The organism is Streptomyces sp. NPDC038213 (genome assembly GCF_055600495.1).
Map to the genome: position 1 here is coordinate 199,791 of NZ_JBVJYM010000007.1, position 17,406 is coordinate 217,196.

Consider the following 17,406-nt stretch of genomic DNA (forward strand, 5'->3'; position numbering starts at 1 on the left):
CCGGCCCACCGGCCCCGGTACGTGCGAGGTACTCAACGGCGAAAAGCGAACGCAAGTTCGTTTGTGTCCCTCGGGGCAGGTATAGATGTGGTGGACTGGGGCAGGGACGCCAGAAGGCTTGGTGGCGTGCCAAGGGCAGAGTGAGAGATGGTGACCGATGGCCAGGGTGGCTGATTCGTCGCGCGCGCAGGCAACAGGGGCGGGGGCGGTCGGCGAGCCGGAGCTGCGACAGCTCCTGGCCGGGCTGACGGCCGTACGCGACGGGGACTTCGGCACGCGGCTGCCGGACGAGTCCGACGGCCTCCTCGGGGAGATCGCCACGGTCTTCAACGGGATGGTGGACCAGCTGTCGCTGTTCACCTCGGAGGTGACCCGGGTCGCCCGCGAGGTCGGCACCGAGGGCACGCTCGGCGGTCAGGCCGAGGTCCCGGGGGTGTCGGGCACCTGGGCGGACCTCACGGACTCCGTGAACGCCATGGCGGGCAACCTCACCACCCAGGTCCGCGATATCGCCCAGGTGGCCACCGCGGTCGCGCGCGGCGACCTCTCGCAGAAGATCGACGTCGCCGCCCGGGGCGAGATCCTGGAGCTGAAGGACACCGTCAACACGATGGTGGACCAGCTGTCCTCCTTCGCCGCGGAGGTCACCCGCGTGGCCCGCGAGGTCGGCAGCGAGGGGCGGCTCGGGGGCCAGGCCGAGGTGCCGGGGGTCGCGGGCGTGTGGCGCGACCTCACCGATTCGGTGAACTTCATGGCGGGCAACCTCACCGACCAGGTCCGCAACATCGCCCAGGTGACCACCGCGGTCGCCAAGGGCGACCTCTCCCAGAAGATCGCCGTGGACGCCCGCGGGGAGATCCTGGAGCTGAAGAACACCATCAACACCATGGTCGACCAGCTCTCCGCCTTCGCGGGCGAGGTCACCCGCATGGCCCGTGAGGTGGGGACCGAGGGCATCCTCGGCGGTCAGGCGGACGTCAAGGGGGTCTCCGGTACCTGGCGCGACCTGACCGACTCCGTGAACTTCATGGCCGGGAACCTGACCTCCCAGGTACGCTCCATCGCCCAGGTCGCGACCGCCGTGGCCCTGGGCGACCTCTCCCAGAAGGTCCGCGTGGACGCGCGGGGCGAGATCCTGGAGCTCAAGACCACCATCAACACGATGGTCGACCAGCTGTCCGCGTTCGCCGACGAGGTCACGCGCGTGGCCCGCGAGGTCGGTACGGACGGCAGGCTCGGCGGCCAGGCGGACGTCAAGGGCGTCTCCGGTACCTGGCGCGACCTGACCGACTCCGTGAACTTCATGGCGGACAACCTGACCGCCCAGGTCCGCTCGATCGCCGAGGTCACCACCGCGGTCGCCCAGGGCGATCTGACGCAGAAGATCCGGGTGGACGCCCGCGGCGAGATCCTGGAGCTGAAGGAGACCATCAACACGATGGTCGACCAGCTGTCCGCGTTCGCCGACGAGGTCACCCGCGTGGCCCGCGAGGTCGGCACCGAGGGCAACCTCGGCGGCCAGGCCACCGTCCGCGGGGTGTCGGGGACCTGGAAGGACCTCACCGACAACGTCAACGTGATGGCGTCGAACCTGACCGGGCAGGTCCGCTCCATCGCCCAGGTGGCGACGGCGGTGGCCCGCGGCGACCTGTCGCAGAAGATCACGGTGGAGGCGAAGGGCGAGGTCGCCGCGCTGGCCGGAGTGATCAACACCATGGTCGACACGCTGTCCGCGTTCGCCGACGAGGTGACGCGCGTGGCCCGCGAGGTCGGCACCGAGGGCCGCCTCGGCGGCCAGGCCAGGGTCCCCAATGTGGCGGGCACGTGGAAGGACCTCACCGACAACGTCAACTCCATGGCGAACAACCTCACCGGCCAGGTCCGCAACATCGCCCTCGTCACCACCGCCGTCGCCAACGGCGACCTGTCGAAGAAGATCGACGTGGACGCCCGGGGCGAGATCCTGGAGCTCAAGACCACCATCAACACGATGGTCGACCAGCTCTCCTCCTTCGCCGCCGAGGTCACCCGCGTCGCCCGCGAGGTCGGCAGCGAGGGCCGGCTCGGCGGCCAGGCCGAGGTGGAAGGGGTCTCCGGCACCTGGAAGCGGCTGACCGAGAACGTCAACGAGCTGGCCGGGAACCTGACCCGGCAGGTCCGTGCCATCGCCGAGGTCGCCAGCGCGGTCGCCGAGGGCGACCTGACCCGCTCGATCACCGTCGACGCCTCCGGCGAGGTCGCCGAACTCAAGGACAACATCAACTCCATGGTCGGCTCGCTCCGCGAGACCACGCGCGCGAACCAGGAGCAGGACTGGCTCAAGTCCAACCTCGCGCAGATCTCCGGCCTGATGCAGGGCCACCGCGACCTCGCCGTCGTCGCCGAACTCGTCATGGACGAGCTCACGCCCCTCGTCGACGCCAGCTACGGCGCCTTCTACCTCGGCGAGGAGGTCGGCGGCGAGGCCTGGCTCACCCTGATCGGCTCCTTCGGGCGGCCCGTGGAGAGCCCCGCCGCCACGCGCGTGCGGCACGGCGAGACCCTGGTGGGGCAGGCGGCGCGCAGCCGCCGCATCCTGACCACCGACAACGTGCCGTCCGGCTACCTGATCTCGTCCGGGCTCGGCCAGGCCTCGCCGAGCCACCTGATCGTCCTGCCGATCATCGTCGAGGACCAGGTCCTGGGCGTCATCGAGCTCGCGTCCTTCGCCCCCTTCACCCCCGTGCACCGCGACTTCCTGGGCCGGCTGATGGAGACCGTCGGCGTCAACGTCAACACGATCGTCGCCAACGCCCGTACCGACGAGCTCCTCGACGAGTCGCAGCGGCTCACGGCCGAGCTCCAGGCCCGCTCCGAGGAGCTCCAGGTCCAGCAGGACGAACTCCGCCGCTCCAACGACGAGCTGGAGGAGAAGGCCGCCCTCCTCGCCAGCCAGAACAGCGATATCGAGGCCAAGAACCTGGAGATCGAGCAGGCCCGGCAGGAACTGGAGGACCGGGCGCAGCAGTTGTCGCGGGCCTCCAAGTACAAGTCCGAGTTCCTGGCGAACATGAGCCACGAACTGCGCACCCCGCTCAACAGCCTGCTCATCCTGGCCCAGCTGCTCGCCCAGAACCCGAGCCGCAACCTCACCCCCAAGCAGGTCGAGTACGCGGGCATCATCCACTCGGCGGGCTCCGACCTCCTCCAGCTGATCAACGACATCCTCGACCTGTCGAAGGTCGAGGCGGGCAAGATGGACGTGAACCTGGAGCGGGTCTCCCTCAAGCAGCTCCTCGACTACCTGGAGGCCTCCTTCCGGCCGCTGACCAGCCAGAAGGGCCTCGAGTTCGAGATCACCAGCGCCCCCGGCGTGCCGGTGGACCTCCTCACCGACGACGCCCGGCTCCAGCAGATCCTGCGCAACCTGCTCTCCAACGCCGTCAAGTTCACCGAACACGGCCGCGTGGACGTCAAGATCGAACCGGCGGCCTCGGCGGAGCTGCCCGACGAGCTGGCGCAGGCCGGGTCCGTGGTCGCCTTCCGCGTCCTCGACACCGGCATCGGAATCGCCGAACAGCAGCTGGAAGCCATCTTCGCCGCGTTCCAGCAGGCCGACGGCACCACGAGCCGCAAGTACGGGGGCACGGGCCTGGGCCTGTCCATCACCCGGGAGATCGCCCGCCTGCTCGGCGGTGCCGTCACCGCCCGCAGCGAGGTCGGCAGGGGTTCCGTCTTCACGCTCTACCTCCCCGTGTCGGGGGTCCCCGAGGGCGGTACGGCCCTCCGGAGCGCGGAGTCCGCCGATTCCGAGGCCCAGCAGCCGTACGGCGGTGCCGCCCAGCCCGCACTCGAAGGGGAGCGGCACCCCCGGCGCATCCTGGTGATCGAGCAGCGCAGCAACGGCCTGCTCAGCCTGGTCGCCGAGAGCGCGGCCGGGGACCTGACCGCGGGCCGGGCGGTCACGGCGCCCGCCGACCGGGCCGAGGTCGTGACCGCCGTGACCGCGGCGGACGCGGCGGACGCCCTCGCGCAGGCCTCCTTCCACTGCGTGGTCCTCGAACTCGGACCGGACGGGGAGGGCCTGCGCTTCCTCGACGCACTCGCCGGGGACGGCGCGCTGGCCTCGCTGCCGGTCCTCGCCCACGACAACCGGCGCATGACGGGCGAGCAGCAGGCGGCGGTCGCCGAGCGCGCCGCCGTGCTGCCGCTGGAGGTGCTCGTCAGCCTGGACGAGCTCCGCGAGCGCATCGCCCTGCACCTGTCGGCGGACCGCCCCGGGGACGTCCCCACGCTCGTGCACGCCGGCAGCGGCGCGGCCGTCCCCGAGCACGCCGTCGTGGACGCGGGCCTCGCCGGCCGCTCCGTGCTCGTCGTCGACGACGACCCGCGCAACCTGTACGCCATCAGCGGGATCCTGGAACTGCACGGGATGCAGGTGCTCCACGCCGAGAACGGCCGCAGCGGCATCGAGACCCTGGTCGACAACCCGGGCATCGACCTGGTCCTGATGGACGTGATGATGCCGGAGCTGGACGGCTACGCGGCCACGGCGGAGATCAGGAGCATGCCCGAGTACAGCGCGCTGCCGATCATCTCGGTCACGGCGAAGGCCATGCCGGGGGACCGCGAGAAGAGCCTCGCGTCCGGGGCGAACGACTACGTCACCAAGCCCGTCGACGCCAACGAACTCGTCGCCCGCCTCCGCCGGTGGCTGCCGGCCCGGGGCACCTCAGGCACGACCCCGGCCTGACGCCCCCGGCGACCCTACGGAGAAGAGCGACACACACGGTGGACACCATTCCTCAGGAACACGAACCGACCCGGACCCCGGCCGCCCCCGCCCGCGCGGGAGACGAGATCTTCACGGAGGAGGTCACGGCCGCCGCGTACGGAACGGCAGCAGCGACTGCTGCGGCGACGGAGGAGGACACGTCGGCCGTGGACGCCACGGCGGCCGAGGAGGGTACGGCAGTCGTGAACGCCACGGCGGCCGAGGAGGGCACGGCCGCCCTGCACGGCCGGCCCCCTGGCCGTACCGAAACCCGGGACGTGCCCCCCGGCCCGTACGCGCCCGCCGGCCCGGACCCCTCCGCGGGGCCGGAGGCCGGCCGCCTCGCCGCCACCGTCGAGCGGCTCCGCGAGGAGGCACTCGCCGCGCAGTCGGCCGCCGACGGCCGGGCCCTCGTCGAGCTCGCGAAGGGCATCCTCATCGGACGCCTCGGCTGCGGGCCCGCCGAGGCGGCGCGCCAGCTCGCCAAACTCGCCGAACAGTCCGGCAGCAGCCTGCTCGCCCTCGCCGTCGACGTCGTCAACCAGGCCGCGCGCGACCGCGTCAGCGACGTCGTAAAGGAGTTCATCGAGACGGCCGTCGCCGAACCGGACTCCGCCGCGCCGCCCGCCGTCCGGCTGCGGGCCGCGGAGAGCCGCGCCCTGGCGGCCGACGACACCCCGGCCGTCGCCGCAGCCCTCCTCGAGAACGCGCTCGCCCCCCTCGGCGCCCACGGCGTCGCCATCTGGGTCACCGGGGCGGACTCCTCCCTCACCCTGGCGGGCCAGGCGGGCTTCTCGGCGGAGGACGCCGAGCGCTGGCGCTACGTACCGCCCGAGGTCGCCACCTGCGCCCGGCTCGCCCTCACCCACCGCGAGCTCTCCCTCGTCGGCAGCCTCTCCCAGGCCGGCCTGGCGACCATAGGGAGGCGCCGCCACCCCCACGGCGGCCGCGTCGTCGTCCCGGCCGGTACGGGCGGCCGTATCCACGGGGTCCTGGAGATCGCCTGGCCCGAGCCGCTGCCCCCGCAGCCCGTCCAGGTCGTCCGCCAGCTGGAGGCGCTGGCCGAACTGTGCGCCCACACCCTCGAAGAGCAGCCCCGGTACCAGGCCCCCGACCCCTCCGGCGCCGGCCACCACGCCGCCCTGGCCGAACTCACCGACCTCGCCGGCCACCTCGACGACACGGTCCTCGTCCTCGCCCCCGTCCTCGACGCCGACGGCCGACTCGCCGACTTCCGCATCCACCACGTCAACGACAGCTTCGTCGACCCGGCCGGCCGCGCCCGCTCCGTGGTCACCGGTCGCCCCTTCCTCGAGATCTACCCGGCCGCAGCCGAGGACGGCGGCCTCTTCGAGAAGCTGGAGCGGACCTACGCCACCGGCGAGCCCTGCCAGGCCCGGCGCACCGCCCTGACCACCTTCGTCGGCGAGGTCCCCCTCACCACCGTCGCCGACGTGCGCATCACCCGGCACGGCTCCGCGCTCCTCCTCATCTGGAAGATCGAGGACGAGAGGGCACGGCTCGCCAACCTCCTCCAGCACGCGCAGCGCCTCGGCCGGGTCGGCGGCTTCGAACAGAACGTGCACACCAAGGAGATCAGCTGGAACGAGCAGCTGTTCGCCCTCTTCGGACTCCCGATGACCGCCACCCCCGTCCCCCTCGAGGACCTCGCCGCCCACGCGCACGCCCACGACGTCAACTCCATCGGGCGGTTCCTGCGCACCGTCCTCCACAGCCGGCGCGAATCCTCCGTGGACTTCCGCCTCCAGCGGCCCGACGGCATCACCCGGCACATCCGGATGGTCGCCGAACCCGTACTGGACCACCAGCAGCGCCTCTACGCGGTACGCGGAGCCTGCCAGGACATCTCCTCCCAGCACTGGACCGAGGTCGCCCTCGCCGCCACCCGCGACCAGCTCGCCGACACCGAGGCGGAATCCGCCGACCGCAACCGCCTCGCCCTCCAGCTGCAGCAGGCCATCATGCCCCCGGCCCCCGCACCCCTCGACGTGCCCGGCATCCGGGTCGCGGTGCGCTACCGGCCCGCCGAATCCGAGTCCCTGGTGGGCGGGGACTGGTACGACTCCGCCGTCCTGCCCAACGGCAAGGTGCTCCTCAGCGTGGGCGACGTCGCCGGACACGGCATCGAGGCCGCCACCGGCATGGTCGTCCTGCGCAACGCCCTGCGCGGCCTCGCCGTCACCGGCGCCGGGCCGGCGCAGCTCCTCGCCTGGCTCAACCAGGTCGCCTTCCACCTCACCAGCAACCTCACCGGCACCGCCGTCTGCGGCCTCTTCGACCCCGGTACCCGTACCCTGCAGTGGGCCCGGGCGGGCCACCTGCCGCCCGTCCTCGTCCGGGGAGCCGGGGCCCAGCCCTTCCCCCTGAGCAGCGGACTGATGCTCGGTGCGCTGCCGGAGGCGGCCTACGAGGAGGAGGAGGTGCAGCTCGAAGCCGGGGACACCCTCCTCATGTACACGGACGGCCTCGTCGAGCGCAGGGACATCGCCGTCACCGACTCCCTCACCCAGCTCCTCGCCGTGGCCTCGCGACCGGCCGACACCCTGGAGAAGCGGCTGGACAGCGTCCTCACGTACAGCGCGTCCGACACCGACGACGACACCTGCCTCATCGGCATCGAGGTCCGCTGACGACGGTACGCACCCCGGCCCGCCGGGCCCCCGTACCGGGCGGCGGCACCCGGGGTCCGGGGCCTGCACGCCGTACGTGATCGGCCCCGGTCGTGACTGGGGGGGAGAGTCACGGCCGGGGCCTGTCTCGATCCTGCACCCGCAGCCCGCCGCCCGCAACACGGAACTGGGCCGCCAGGGTGAGTGTGACCCGCCGGCCCCCCGTACGCGGCCCCGGCGGCCCGCAGCCCCGCCGTACGCAGCCGCCACCGGCGGGCCGGGCCCTCAGCGCACCCGGCCTCAGCGCACCGGCGGGCCGACCTCAGCCCCCCGGGCGCTTCGGCGCGCTCGCGGTCCCCGACTCCCGGCCGCTCAGCTCGGCGTCCAGCGTCTCCTGGGCCGTGCGCATCGCCTCCGCGTACTTCGGCTCGTACATGCGCTCCCAGGCCGCGTCCGGTGCCACCTCCTCGACCCGGCTGACCACCCACCAGACGTTGCCGAACGGATCCCGCACCCGCCCGCCGCGGTCCCCCCACGCACTGTCGGCCACCCCGGTCACCACCCGCGCCCCGTGCGCCACGGCTGCGGCCATGGCGGCGTCCGCGTCCGGGACGTAGACCCGCAGCAGCGCGGGCATCACCGGCCAGTCGGGCCGCCGGTCGAAGGCCAGCACCACCGTGTCGCCGACCCGGATCTCGCCGTGGCCGATGGTGCCGTCCTCGACCGCCACCCGCGCGATCTCCTCGCCGTCGAACGCGGCGGCGACGAAATCGAGCAGCGCCCCCGTGTCATCGGTGACCACCCACGGCGCAACGCTCGTGTAACCCTCGGGCGCAGTGTGCTTCATCGCTCTCGTCCCCTCGTCCGGTCCCTCACGATGCGAAGACCCTACGGCCGGTTTAGGACAACCCCTGACCTATATCGCGCGCGCTTCCGTGACCTCGCCCGGGTGGAGGTCCTGCTCCGTGCACACCCCGCGGTGGTCACACGCCGATGACCGCCTCGAACCGTTCGTCGGCCGAGTGCTGAGGGAGGTCGGGCTCCTCGAACGGCGTCCCGCGGAGCGCGACCTTGCGGCAGGAGGCGTCGCGGTGGAGTTCGTGTTCGTCGGCGGCTGCCTGAGGATCGTCAACGGCCTCGACGAGAACAGGATCGAGGTCGGCGCCGCCCGCCCGGACACGGTTGACCTCAACCGCGCTTGAGGTGTGATGCTCATCCGCATGACCACGGAATCGACCTCCCACGAGGCAGACATCGAAGCGATCGGCCGGCTCGTCGCCACCGTCGAGCACGCCCAGCAGAACAAGGACCCCGAGGAGTTCCTCGCCCTCTTCCACCCGGACGCGGTCTGGACGACGGCCCACGGCAAGGTGCTCATCGGTCTCGACGAGATCGCGGAGTTCACCCGCAAGGTCCTCCCTGCGGCGGGCTGGGACGGCAAGGTCACCTACGAGGTGGTCCATGTGCTCTTCATCCGGCCTGACGTCGCAGCGGTCAAGGTCCGTCAGCGGTACGCGACCCCGGGCGAGGAGAGCGAGGGCGCCCCGCTCTACGTGGTCTCGAAGCAAGCCGACGGCCGCTGGCTCCTGACCGCCTGCCAGAACACCGGGGTCGTCGCCGCCTAGGAGCTGCCCGGCGGGCCGTACGCAGTCGGCCCCGTACGGGAGGAAGTCAGCGTCCCGCGGATCGGGACGGGCGGGCCGCGTCAGGAGCACGGCAGTGAGCGATCCGTGCGGTGAATCGATCGTTGCCCCGCGGTAGGGGGCGCATCAGGCCGCCGGAGGTCCGCGGCACTGCGCACGCCGCGGAAAAGGCTCTGTCAGCAGCCCTGTTGTCGGAGGCGGAGCGGGTGCGCAGGCGCGCGGCCGGAGTTTGCTTTCGGCCATCGGTGACGCGATCGTTTCAGTTGTGGAATCGATCGTTGTTCTGATCTAGTAGGCGCACCGGTCGGCACTGCGCTCCGGTACCGCCGGACGTCAGGCGCCGAACGCATCGTCAGGAGACACCGTGATCGACGGGGGCGAGCCCCATCTGAAGAGCCTCGCGCTCCTCGAAGAGCTCATCGAAGCGGCCGGCCTCGACTGGAACGCAGTCCTCGACCCGGTACCCCTCTCCCTGAGCACCGGCCTGGCGGTCAACGTGGTGCGCGCGGGGCTGAGCCGCCGGCCGCTGCCGCGGCCGGACTTCCTCCAACAGGTCGCAGAGCGGCTCGAGTTCCTCCGCCAGACCCGGCGGCGCGCCGACGGCGCCCAGTTCTCGCGGGCGGAGATCGGACAGGCCGCCGGCGTCACCCCCCAGTGGATCGGAGAGATCCTCAACGGCCGCAAGACGCCGAAACTGGAACACGCGGCCCTGATCGAGGACTTCTTCGGAGTACCCCGCGGCTTCCTCACGGCCACCCCCTCCCAGGCGCTCGACCGCGCGCTCCGGGAGCGCCTGGAGACCGAGCAGACGCAGTCCCTCGCGGATCTGCAGGAGCAGTACAAGCTCAGGCGGGTCGCCTTCCGGGGCGGAGCCGACGAGCTCAAGCTCACGCAGACCCTGGCGGCCATGAAGGCGCTGATGGACGACCTCGACCTCGACTGAGGGAGTGTGGCAGGCGGCCCGCGCACGGACGCGGGGCCGCGGGGGATTTCGGGACGAGCGCTGCGCCGCAACTGCGCGCGGCTGAGGAGACACGGGTGGGGATCAGGAGCCGACGGCGCCTGTACGTGCTGGAGCAGGAGATGGCCGGCCTGTGCAGGGAGCTGGACGCGGGGCTGGGCGAACCGGCGCCCGGCGACATCGACGTGCTCATCGCCCGCCTCGCCGCACACCTCACGGTCCTGCGCGGCCGCCCGGTCCGCATCTTCCGCCGCGACCTGCCCGCCGGCATCGGACCCGTCTCGGGCCTGTGGCTCGACCGGGAGACCGAGGACGTCATCGTGGTCGTACGGTCCACCAGCGCGTTCCACAGCCTGGTCATCCTCGGCCACGAGATCTGGCACATGATGCGCGGGCACTGCGGCAGCCACGCCCTGGGCGGCCACGTCGCGACCCGCCTGATCGGCGAGGAGCTGACGGAAAGCCAACTCGACGAGGCCGTACGCATCGTGGCGGCGCGCACCGCGACGGCGGACGGGGACGAGGACGAGGCGGAGGCCGAGGACTTCGGCCGCCGCTTCGGACGGCACTTCCGCCACCTCGTGGAGGACGGCGGACCCCCGCGCGTCCTCGAAGGGCCCGCCGCGCGCATCCAGGCCTCGCTCGGTGCGGACGGCTGATGCACGGCACCGACTACTACGTACCCGCAGCGGCCCTCGGCACCGCCTTCCTGTCCAAGGTGCCCACGCTGCTGCGGCGTTGGCGCGAACCGATGGTGCGCGCCGTCTCGGGCCTGATCCTGATGGCCTGCCTCGGCTTCGTCTTCGCCGCACCGCCCACGATCACCGCCGTGAACCGCGCCACCGGCATCGCGAACTTCAGCGCACCCCTCGTCTACGCCCTGATCAGCACCTTCAACACCTGCGCCATGGTCCTGCTCGTGTACTGGCGCGACGGCCTCGGCCCGGCCGTCCAGCGCCGCGCCCGCGTGTGGTTCTCCGTGTGCGCCGCCGTCATCCTGATGATCTGCGGCTCCTTCGCCCTCGGCGAGGCCCCCGACGAGCGCCTGCGCGACTTCGACACGTACTACGCCACCACGCCCTTCATCCGCGAGACGCTCGTCGTGTACCTGACCTGGCACATCGTGCTCGGGATCGTGGTGCCGGCCATGTGCTGGCGCTGGTCGCGGGTGGTCGACGGCTGGCTCAGGGCCGGCCTCCTCACGCTCGTCGCCGGCTTCTCCCTGAGCACCGCCTTCGGCCTGCTCAAGGCGCTCGCGATCACCGCCCGCTGGGCAGGGGGCGACCTGGACTCCCTCAGTACGGACGTGGCCCCGCCGCTCGCCAGCTTCGGCGCCGTACTGACGACGGTCGGGTTCCTCCTGCCGCAGGGCGAGCGCCTGGAAGCCCTGCTGGGCGACTGGCGGACCTACCGGCGGCTGGGGCCGCTCTGGCACGGGCTCAGGACGCCCGGCCGGGCCGCGGGCCGCCCCGCCGCCTGGCGGGTACCGCTCGAACGCCGGATCTTCGACCGGGAGACGGACATCCACGACCAACTCCTGTCGCTGTCACCGTACGTGGACCCCGCGCTCATGGAGGCGGCCCGCCTGCGCGCCCTCGACGCGGGGGAGCCCGAGGACACCGCCTGGGCCATGGCCGCCGCCGAGATGATCGACTCCGCCATCGGGGCGCGGGCCCGCGCAGCCGCCGGCGGCGCGGACCGCGAACCCCGCGCCGAGGGCGCCGCCGTCCTGATGCCCGTACTCAACTCCGGCACCCGGGCCGTCGCCCGCGTCTCCCGGCAGTACGCCGTACTGAACCGGAGCCGGGCCCCCCGCCACCGGGAGGCGCTCTCCGCATGACGGCCGGACGCGCAGCCCTCCCACCGCGAGGGGGCCCGATGCCGCCCGCCCCGTAGTGTGGGGTGGCCCCTTCCAGGGCCACCCCACGGCGCGGTGTCCCGGTGTATCCAGCACCTCGACACGGCCGCCGCCTGCCACCACCGGACGGGTATCCAGCCCACCCGGTGACGAACCCGGTCGAAACGACCGGGCAGTACCGCCCCTGCCAGGGGGCGGATCCATCTGGTTCCCGAAGAACCCGGCCCCACGACATGGGGCCGCCGCATGCCCGAAAAGGGCCTGCCCCGCCATGATGCCGCATGCCCGTACGCCCCTCCAAGGCCGCCGGGGGTTCACCGTCATCCATCCGACGGGGCATGGTGCACACCCGGAGGCCGTTGCGTTGGCACACCCGCTCATTGCAACGCACGCATATGCACCGACCTGCTCATAGGCAGAAAACGAGCGAGATTTCTGATTTACAAAAGAGTGAAGCGTGGGTAGCGTTCTGCCCATCGAAGGCAGTGAGTCCAAGGAGAGAGCCAGCCTCTGAGCGCGTTCCAGCCGCCCCGCTCCCGCGGGGCCCGCAGACTGCCGGCGACAGGGTGATACGGGGGTACATCCTGTCGCCGGCATGTTCCACGCAGTCAGGCCCGCACCCTCAGGCCTGTGCCAGCCCGTTCCGGGCGATCACCTGCGCGTACCACCGGGCGCTGTCCTTCATCGTGCGGCGCTGGGAGGCGAAGTCCACGTGGACGATGCCGAAGCGCTTGCTGTAGCCGTACGCCCACTCGAAGTTGTCCAGCAGGCTCCACAGGAAGTAGCCGCGGACGTCCACGCCGTCCTGGATCGCCCGGTGGACGGCCGTCAGGTGCGCGTCGAGGTACGCCACCCGCTCCGGGTCGTGTACCTGCCCCTCCGGGTCGGCGTAGTCCTCGTACGCCGCCCCGTTCTCCGTCACCAGGAGCGGGACGTGCGGGAGTTCGTCGCGCAGCCGGGTGAGCAGCTCGTACAGGCCGTTCGCGTCCACCGGCCAGTCCATCGCCGTACGCGGGCCCGCCGCCGGCGTGAACGCCACGTGCTCCTCGGCGCCGCCCCAGGGGGCGGGGGACGCCGAGGAACCGGCCGACACCACGCTGGGCGAGTAGTAGTTGATGCCGAGCGAGTCGATCGGGGTGGACGCGAGCGCCAGGTCGCCGTCGCGGACGAACGACCAGTCCGTCACCCCCGCCGTGTCCTCCACCAGGTCCTGAGGCAGCCGCCCGTGGAAGACCGGGTCGATGAAGACGCGGTTCGCCACGGCGTCGATCCGGCGTACGGCGTCGCGGTCGGCCGCGGAGTCGGTCAGGGGGCGCAGGGCCTGGAGGTTCAGGGTCAGGGAGATCTCGGCGGAGGCCGGGAGGCGCTCGCGCAGGACGCGCGCCGCGCCGCCGTGCGCCAGGTTGAAGTGGTGGGCGGCGCGCAGCGCGGCGAGGTTGCTGGTGCGGCCCGGGGCGTGCACCCCGTTCCCGTACCCGAGGAACGCCCCGCACCAGGGCTCGTTCAGCGTGGTCCAGGTCGTCACGCGGTCGCCCAGCGCGCGGGCCACCAGGTCCGCGTAGTCCGCGAACCGGTGGGCGGTGTCCCGCTCCGGCCAGCCCCCCGCGTCCTCCAGTTCCTGCGGGAGGTCCCAGTGGTAGAGCGTCGCGACCGGGCGGATGCCGTGCGCCAGCAGCTCGTCCACCAGGCGGCGGTAGAAGTCCAGCCCCAGTTCCACGGCCGGGCCGCGACCGGTGGGCTGGACCCGGGGCCAGGAGACGGAGAAGCGGTAGTCCGTGACGCCGAGCTCCTTCATGAGCCTCACGTCGTCCGGCATCCGGTGCAGGTGGTCGGCGGCGATATCGCCGGTGTCGCCGTTGCGGACCTTGCCGGGCGTACGGCTGAAGGTGTCCCAGATGGAGGGCGTGCGGCCGTTCTCGGCGGCCCCGCCCTCGATCTGGTAGGCGGCGGTGGCGGTCCCCCAGCGGAATCCGGCGGGGAAGCGGAGTCCCGCCGGGCTCTCGGGACGGGTGTCCGGGGTGCTCGCCGGGCGGGCGTCGACAGTGGTCATGAGCGGACCTCCAGGAAACGGGAAAAGGAAGAAGGGCAGGGCAGGGCAGGGCAGGGCCAGGGGAGGGCGCTGGGGAGGAGAGGACAGGAGCGGCAGGGGGCCGGGGTCAGCCCTTCACGGCCCCCTGCATGATGCCGCCGACGATCTGCCGGCCCAGGAGGCCGAAGACGAGCAGGACCGGCAGCGTGCCGAGCAGGGTGCCGGCCATGACGACCGACTGGTCGTTGACGTAGCCGCCGCCGAGCTGGCGCAGTGCGACCTGCACGGTCGGCTCCTGCGAGGACAGGGCGATGACCGGCCAGAAGAAGTCGTTCCACGCCGTCATGAAGGTGAGCAGTCCCAGTACGGCCATCCCGGGCCGCGCGATCGGGACCACGATCGACCAGAAGATGCGGGCCGTGGAGGCGCCGTCCATGCGGGCGGCCTCGATCAGCTCGTCCGGCAGGGACTGGACCAGGTACTGCCGCATGAAGAACACCCCGAACGCCGACACCAGGCCCGGCAGGACGACCGCCTGGAGCTGGTTCACCCACTGGAGTTCGGCGATCAGCATGAACAGCGGGATCACGCCGAGCTGCGGCGGGATCATCATCGTCCCGATCGTCAGCGTGAGCAGCGCGCCCCGGCCCCGGAACCGCAGCTTGGCGAAGGCGAACCCGGCCAGCGTGCAGGAGAGCACCGTGCCCACGGTGATGGACCCGGAGACGATCAGGGAGTTGAGCAGCGCCTTGCCGATGTCGGCCTCTTCGAGGACCGCCTCGAAGTTCCTGACCAGGTTCGGGCCGGGCAGCAGGCTCGGCGGGACCTGCGCCAGGTCCGCGTTGGAGCGGCTGGCCGCGACGATCGTCCAGTAGAAGGGGAACGCCGAGACCAGCACGGCCAGTCCGAGGACGAGGTAGGCGAGCCAGCCGCCCGTGGCCGCGGCCCCGGCCCCGCCGCGCCGGCGCGAGCGGGGGAGTCCGCCGGTGCGCTCCCGAGGCCGGGGGCGGTTGTCGAGCGCGGTCATCGGTGGGCCTCCTTGCGGGCGCGACGGCGCGCGATCAGGGCGTTGGCCCCGACGAGCAGCACGATCAGGACGAACATCACCCAGGCGATGGCCGCGGCCCGGCCCAGGTGGAAGAACCCCCAGCCCTGCTCGTACATGTACAGGCCGAGCGTCTGGTACTGGTGCGAGATGCCGCCGGATACGGACCCCTCGAACAGCAGGGGCTCGCCGAAGAGCTGGGTGGCGCCGATGGTCGAGATGATGACGGTGAAGACGATGGTCGGCCGCAGTCCGGGCAGGGTCACGTGCACGAACTGCCGCCAGCGCGAGGCCCCGTCCATCCGCGCGGCCTCGTACAGCTCCTGGGGGATCGACTGCATGCCGGCCAGGTAGATCAGCGCGTTGTAGCCGGTCCAGCGCCAGATCACGATCGTCGACACGGCGATCTGCGAGGCGACCGTACCCGTCTGCCAGTCCACCGGGTGGATGCCGACGAGCCCGAGCACGTAGTTGATCAGCCCGAAGTCGCGGCCGAAGAGCTGCGCGAAGACGAGGGTGGCGGCGGCCACGGAGGTCGCGTACGGGAGCAGGATCGCGGTCCTGAGGAACGTACGCCCCCGCAGGCGGTAGTTGAGCAGGTGGGCCAGGCCCAGGGCCATCGCGAGCTGCGGCACGGTGGAGAGCACGCCGATGGTGAACGTGTTGCGCAGCGAGATCCAGAAGTAGTCGTCGCGGAAGAGCGCGGTGTAGTTGGCGAGGCCGCGCCACTCCATCTCGCCGCTGGTCTGCAGCTCGACGCGGTAGAGGGAGACGAACGCCGTGTAGAGCAGCGGGAAGAGGCCGAAGGCGAGGAACAGGGTGAAGAACGGGGCGATGTAGGCGTACGGGGAGGCCTTGCGCCAGGAGCGCCGGAGGGCGGCGGCCGGACCGCGGCCCGGACCGGACCGGGAGCCGGATCCGGGACCGGACCCGGCTCCGGACCCTTGCGCGGCCGGGCGGGGGCCGGACTTCGCGGGGGAGGTGGCGGACACGATGCGGCCCTTCGGGATCGGGACGGGAGGGGGGAGGGGGTGGGAGGGAGCCGGGGGAGGGGGCGCGGGGCCGGCCCTGCGGGGAGGCCGGCCGGCCCCGCCGCCGGGATCAGCCGATCACGTTGGCCACGCCCTTCCTGGCCGTCTCCCACGCCGCCTCCGAGGAGACCCCCTTGCGCTCGACCTCGCTCAGCGCGTTCGTCAGCTGCTGCATCACGTTCTGGTCGTGCACGCCCAGCACCTGCACCGGGGACTCCTTGGCCGCGTCACCGAAGATGCGGCCGATGGGGGCGCCGGAGAAGTACGGGTCCTCGGCGCCCGCGATCTTCGCGATCGCGCCGGTGGAGGAGGGGAAGTTGCCCTGCTTCTGGAAGACCTTCGCCTGCTGCTCGGGCGCGGTGAGCCACTCGATCAGCTTGTACGCCTCCTCCTTGTGCTTGGCCGCCCGCGGGACGGAGAGGTAGGCGCCGCCCCAGTTGCCCGCGCCCCCGGGCAGTTTGGCGATGTCCCACTTGCCGCTGCCCGCGTCCCCGGCCTGGCCCTTGATGTAGCCGAGCATCCAGGCGGGGCACGGGATGGTGGCGAAGGAACCGGCGGCGAAGGCCTGGTTCCACTGCGGCGACCACTGGTCGAGCTTGGCGCTCAGACCGGCCTCGGCGGCCTTCACCGAGGTGTCCCAGGCCGTCTTGACCGCGGGGTTCGTCTCGTAGACCAGCGTGCCGGAGGCGTCGTAGTACCGCTCCTCCTCCTGGCCGATCATGACCCCGTAGAGGGATCCGATGCTGTCGAGCCAGGCGCTCTTCGCGGGTGCCTTCTTCTTGTACTCCTTGCCCAGCGCCAGGTACCCGTCCCAGGTGGACCACCTCTTGGCGAGCTCCTCGCGGTCGGTGGGCAGGCCGGCCTGCTCGAAGAGGTCGGTGCGGTAGCACATGGCCTCGGGGCCCACGTCCGTGCCGAGGCCGAGGACCTTCCCGTCCTTCGTGGTGGCCGCCGACCACTTGGCCTCGGCGAACTGGCTCTTGAGCTTGCCCGCCCCGAATGCGTTCAAGTCCTGGAACTTGTCGGACTGCTGCTGGGTGACGGACGCGATCCGGCCCACCTCGATGCCCTGCACGTCCGCGAGGCCGCCGCCGCCCGCGAGCCGGGTCTGGAGGGACTTCCAGTAGTCGGCCTCGTCCTGGGTGTCGCTCTGCTTGATCGTCACGCCGGGGTGGAGCTTCTGGTACTCCTCGTAGAGCCCGGCCTCCTTGTAGCCGAAGGATCCGAAGAGGTCGACCGTGAGCGTGATCTTGCCGCCCGCGCCGTCGGAGGAGTCCGGCGAGGTGCTCGATCCGCAGGCGGCGAGGAGGGCCCCGGTGAGCACGACCGCCCCCAGGCGGGCGGTGGTTCTCCTGGCGGCTCGGGCGTTGGGCATGGAAGCCTCCCTTGACTTCGACTTCGGGCTGACCAAGCACTCTGAGAGCGCTCTCAGTACGTGGTTCTGGAGCGTCCCCTA

The 17,406-nt window shown here is 71.8% G+C and carries 11 protein-coding genes; 6 read left to right on the forward strand and 5 right to left on the reverse strand.

Annotated elements, in window-relative coordinates; all coding sequences use genetic code 11:
* The first annotated feature begins 166 nt into the window (after positions 1-166).
* Complete coding sequence (locus tag ACZ7JZ_RS14230; RefSeq protein ID WP_470937960.1) at positions 167-4,732, forward strand: HAMP domain-containing protein; 4,566 nt, start codon at positions 167-169, stop codon at positions 4,730-4,732.
* A gap of 224 nt (positions 4,733-4,956) precedes the next feature.
* Positions 4,957-7,404: a SpoIIE family protein phosphatase gene (locus ACZ7JZ_RS14235; RefSeq protein WP_470938102.1), complete on the forward strand. Its 2,448-nt coding sequence runs from the start codon at positions 4,957-4,959 to the stop codon at positions 7,402-7,404.
* Positions 7,405-7,705: 301 nt separating this feature from the next.
* Here the strand turns inward: ACZ7JZ_RS14235 and ACZ7JZ_RS14240 are convergent, their stop codons facing one another.
* A complete protein-coding gene (locus ACZ7JZ_RS14240; protein WP_470937963.1) occupies positions 7,706-8,230 on the reverse strand; it encodes a VOC family protein in 525 nt (174 codons plus the stop codon).
* Between the two features lie 373 nt (positions 8,231-8,603).
* Here ACZ7JZ_RS14240 and ACZ7JZ_RS14245 point away from each other — a divergent pair, with 373 nt between their 5' ends.
* The 4 genes from ACZ7JZ_RS14245 (at position 8,604) to ACZ7JZ_RS14260 (ending at position 11,827) form a co-directional block, all read left to right on the forward strand.
* Positions 8,604-9,008: an SgcJ/EcaC family oxidoreductase gene (locus ACZ7JZ_RS14245; protein ID WP_470937966.1), complete on the forward strand. Its 405-nt coding sequence runs from the start codon at positions 8,604-8,606 to the stop codon at positions 9,006-9,008.
* 382 nt (positions 9,009-9,390) lie between these two features.
* The gene (locus tag ACZ7JZ_RS14250) at positions 9,391-9,969 is read left to right on the forward strand and encodes a helix-turn-helix domain-containing protein (RefSeq protein ID WP_470937969.1); all 579 of its coding nucleotides are present in this window, start codon (positions 9,391-9,393) and stop codon (positions 9,967-9,969) included.
* Between the two features lie 95 nt (positions 9,970-10,064).
* Positions 10,065-10,646, forward strand: a complete 582-nt coding sequence (locus ACZ7JZ_RS14255) for a toxin-antitoxin system, toxin component (RefSeq protein WP_470937972.1) — start codon at positions 10,065-10,067, stop codon at positions 10,644-10,646.
* Positions 10,646-11,827 (forward strand): MAB_1171c family putative transporter, encoded by a 1,182-nt coding sequence (locus ACZ7JZ_RS14260; protein WP_470937975.1) that lies wholly within the window; start codon positions 10,646-10,648, stop codon positions 11,825-11,827. Before ACZ7JZ_RS14255 ends, ACZ7JZ_RS14260 begins: the two co-directional genes overlap by 1 nt.
* Before the next feature lie 640 nt (positions 11,828-12,467).
* Here the strand turns inward: ACZ7JZ_RS14260 and ACZ7JZ_RS14265 are convergent.
* From ACZ7JZ_RS14265 to ACZ7JZ_RS14280, 4 genes are all read right to left on the reverse strand, one after another.
* Positions 12,468-13,895 carry a GH1 family beta-glucosidase gene (locus tag ACZ7JZ_RS14265; protein ID WP_470937978.1) on the reverse strand — a complete coding sequence of 476 codons (1,428 nt, stop codon included), beginning with the start codon at positions 13,893-13,895 and terminating at the stop codon, positions 12,468-12,470.
* Between the two features lie 106 nt (positions 13,896-14,001).
* On the reverse strand, positions 14,002-14,901 hold the full coding sequence (locus tag ACZ7JZ_RS14270; RefSeq protein ID WP_470937980.1) for a carbohydrate ABC transporter permease: 900 nt from the start codon (positions 14,899-14,901) through the stop codon (positions 14,002-14,004).
* Positions 14,898-15,911: a carbohydrate ABC transporter permease gene (locus ACZ7JZ_RS14275; protein WP_470937983.1), complete on the reverse strand. Its 1,014-nt coding sequence runs from the start codon at positions 15,909-15,911 to the stop codon at positions 14,898-14,900. The genes ACZ7JZ_RS14270 and ACZ7JZ_RS14275 overlap by 4 nt, the downstream gene beginning before the upstream one ends.
* Before the next feature lie 109 nt (positions 15,912-16,020).
* Positions 16,021-17,325 (reverse strand): ABC transporter substrate-binding protein, encoded by a 1,305-nt coding sequence (locus ACZ7JZ_RS14280; protein ID WP_470937986.1) that lies wholly within the window; start codon positions 17,323-17,325, stop codon positions 16,021-16,023.
* Between the last annotated feature and the right edge of the window lie 81 nt (positions 17,326-17,406).

What these genes read in the sequence shown, in the direction of transcription:
- ACZ7JZ_RS14270 (WP_470937980.1), bottom strand. Translation starts at nt 14,901, where the DNA reads ATGACCGCGCTCGACAACCGCCCCCGGCCTCGGGAGCGCACCGGCGGA.
- ACZ7JZ_RS14260 (WP_470937975.1), top strand. Translation starts at nt 10,646, where the DNA reads ATGCACGGCACCGACTACTACGTACCCGCAGCGGCCCTCGGCACCGCC.
- ACZ7JZ_RS14240 (WP_470937963.1), bottom strand. Translation starts at nt 8,230, where the DNA reads ATGAAGCACACTGCGCCCGAGGGTTACACGAGCGTTGCGCCGTGGGTG.
- ACZ7JZ_RS14245 (WP_470937966.1), top strand. Translation starts at nt 8,604, where the DNA reads ATGACCACGGAATCGACCTCCCACGAGGCAGACATCGAAGCGATCGGC.
- ACZ7JZ_RS14280 (WP_470937986.1), bottom strand. Translation starts at nt 17,325, where the DNA reads ATGCCCAACGCCCGAGCCGCCAGGAGAACCACCGCCCGCCTGGGGGCG.
- ACZ7JZ_RS14265 (WP_470937978.1), bottom strand. Translation starts at nt 13,895, where the DNA reads ATGACCACTGTCGACGCCCGCCCGGCGAGCACCCCGGACACCCGTCCC.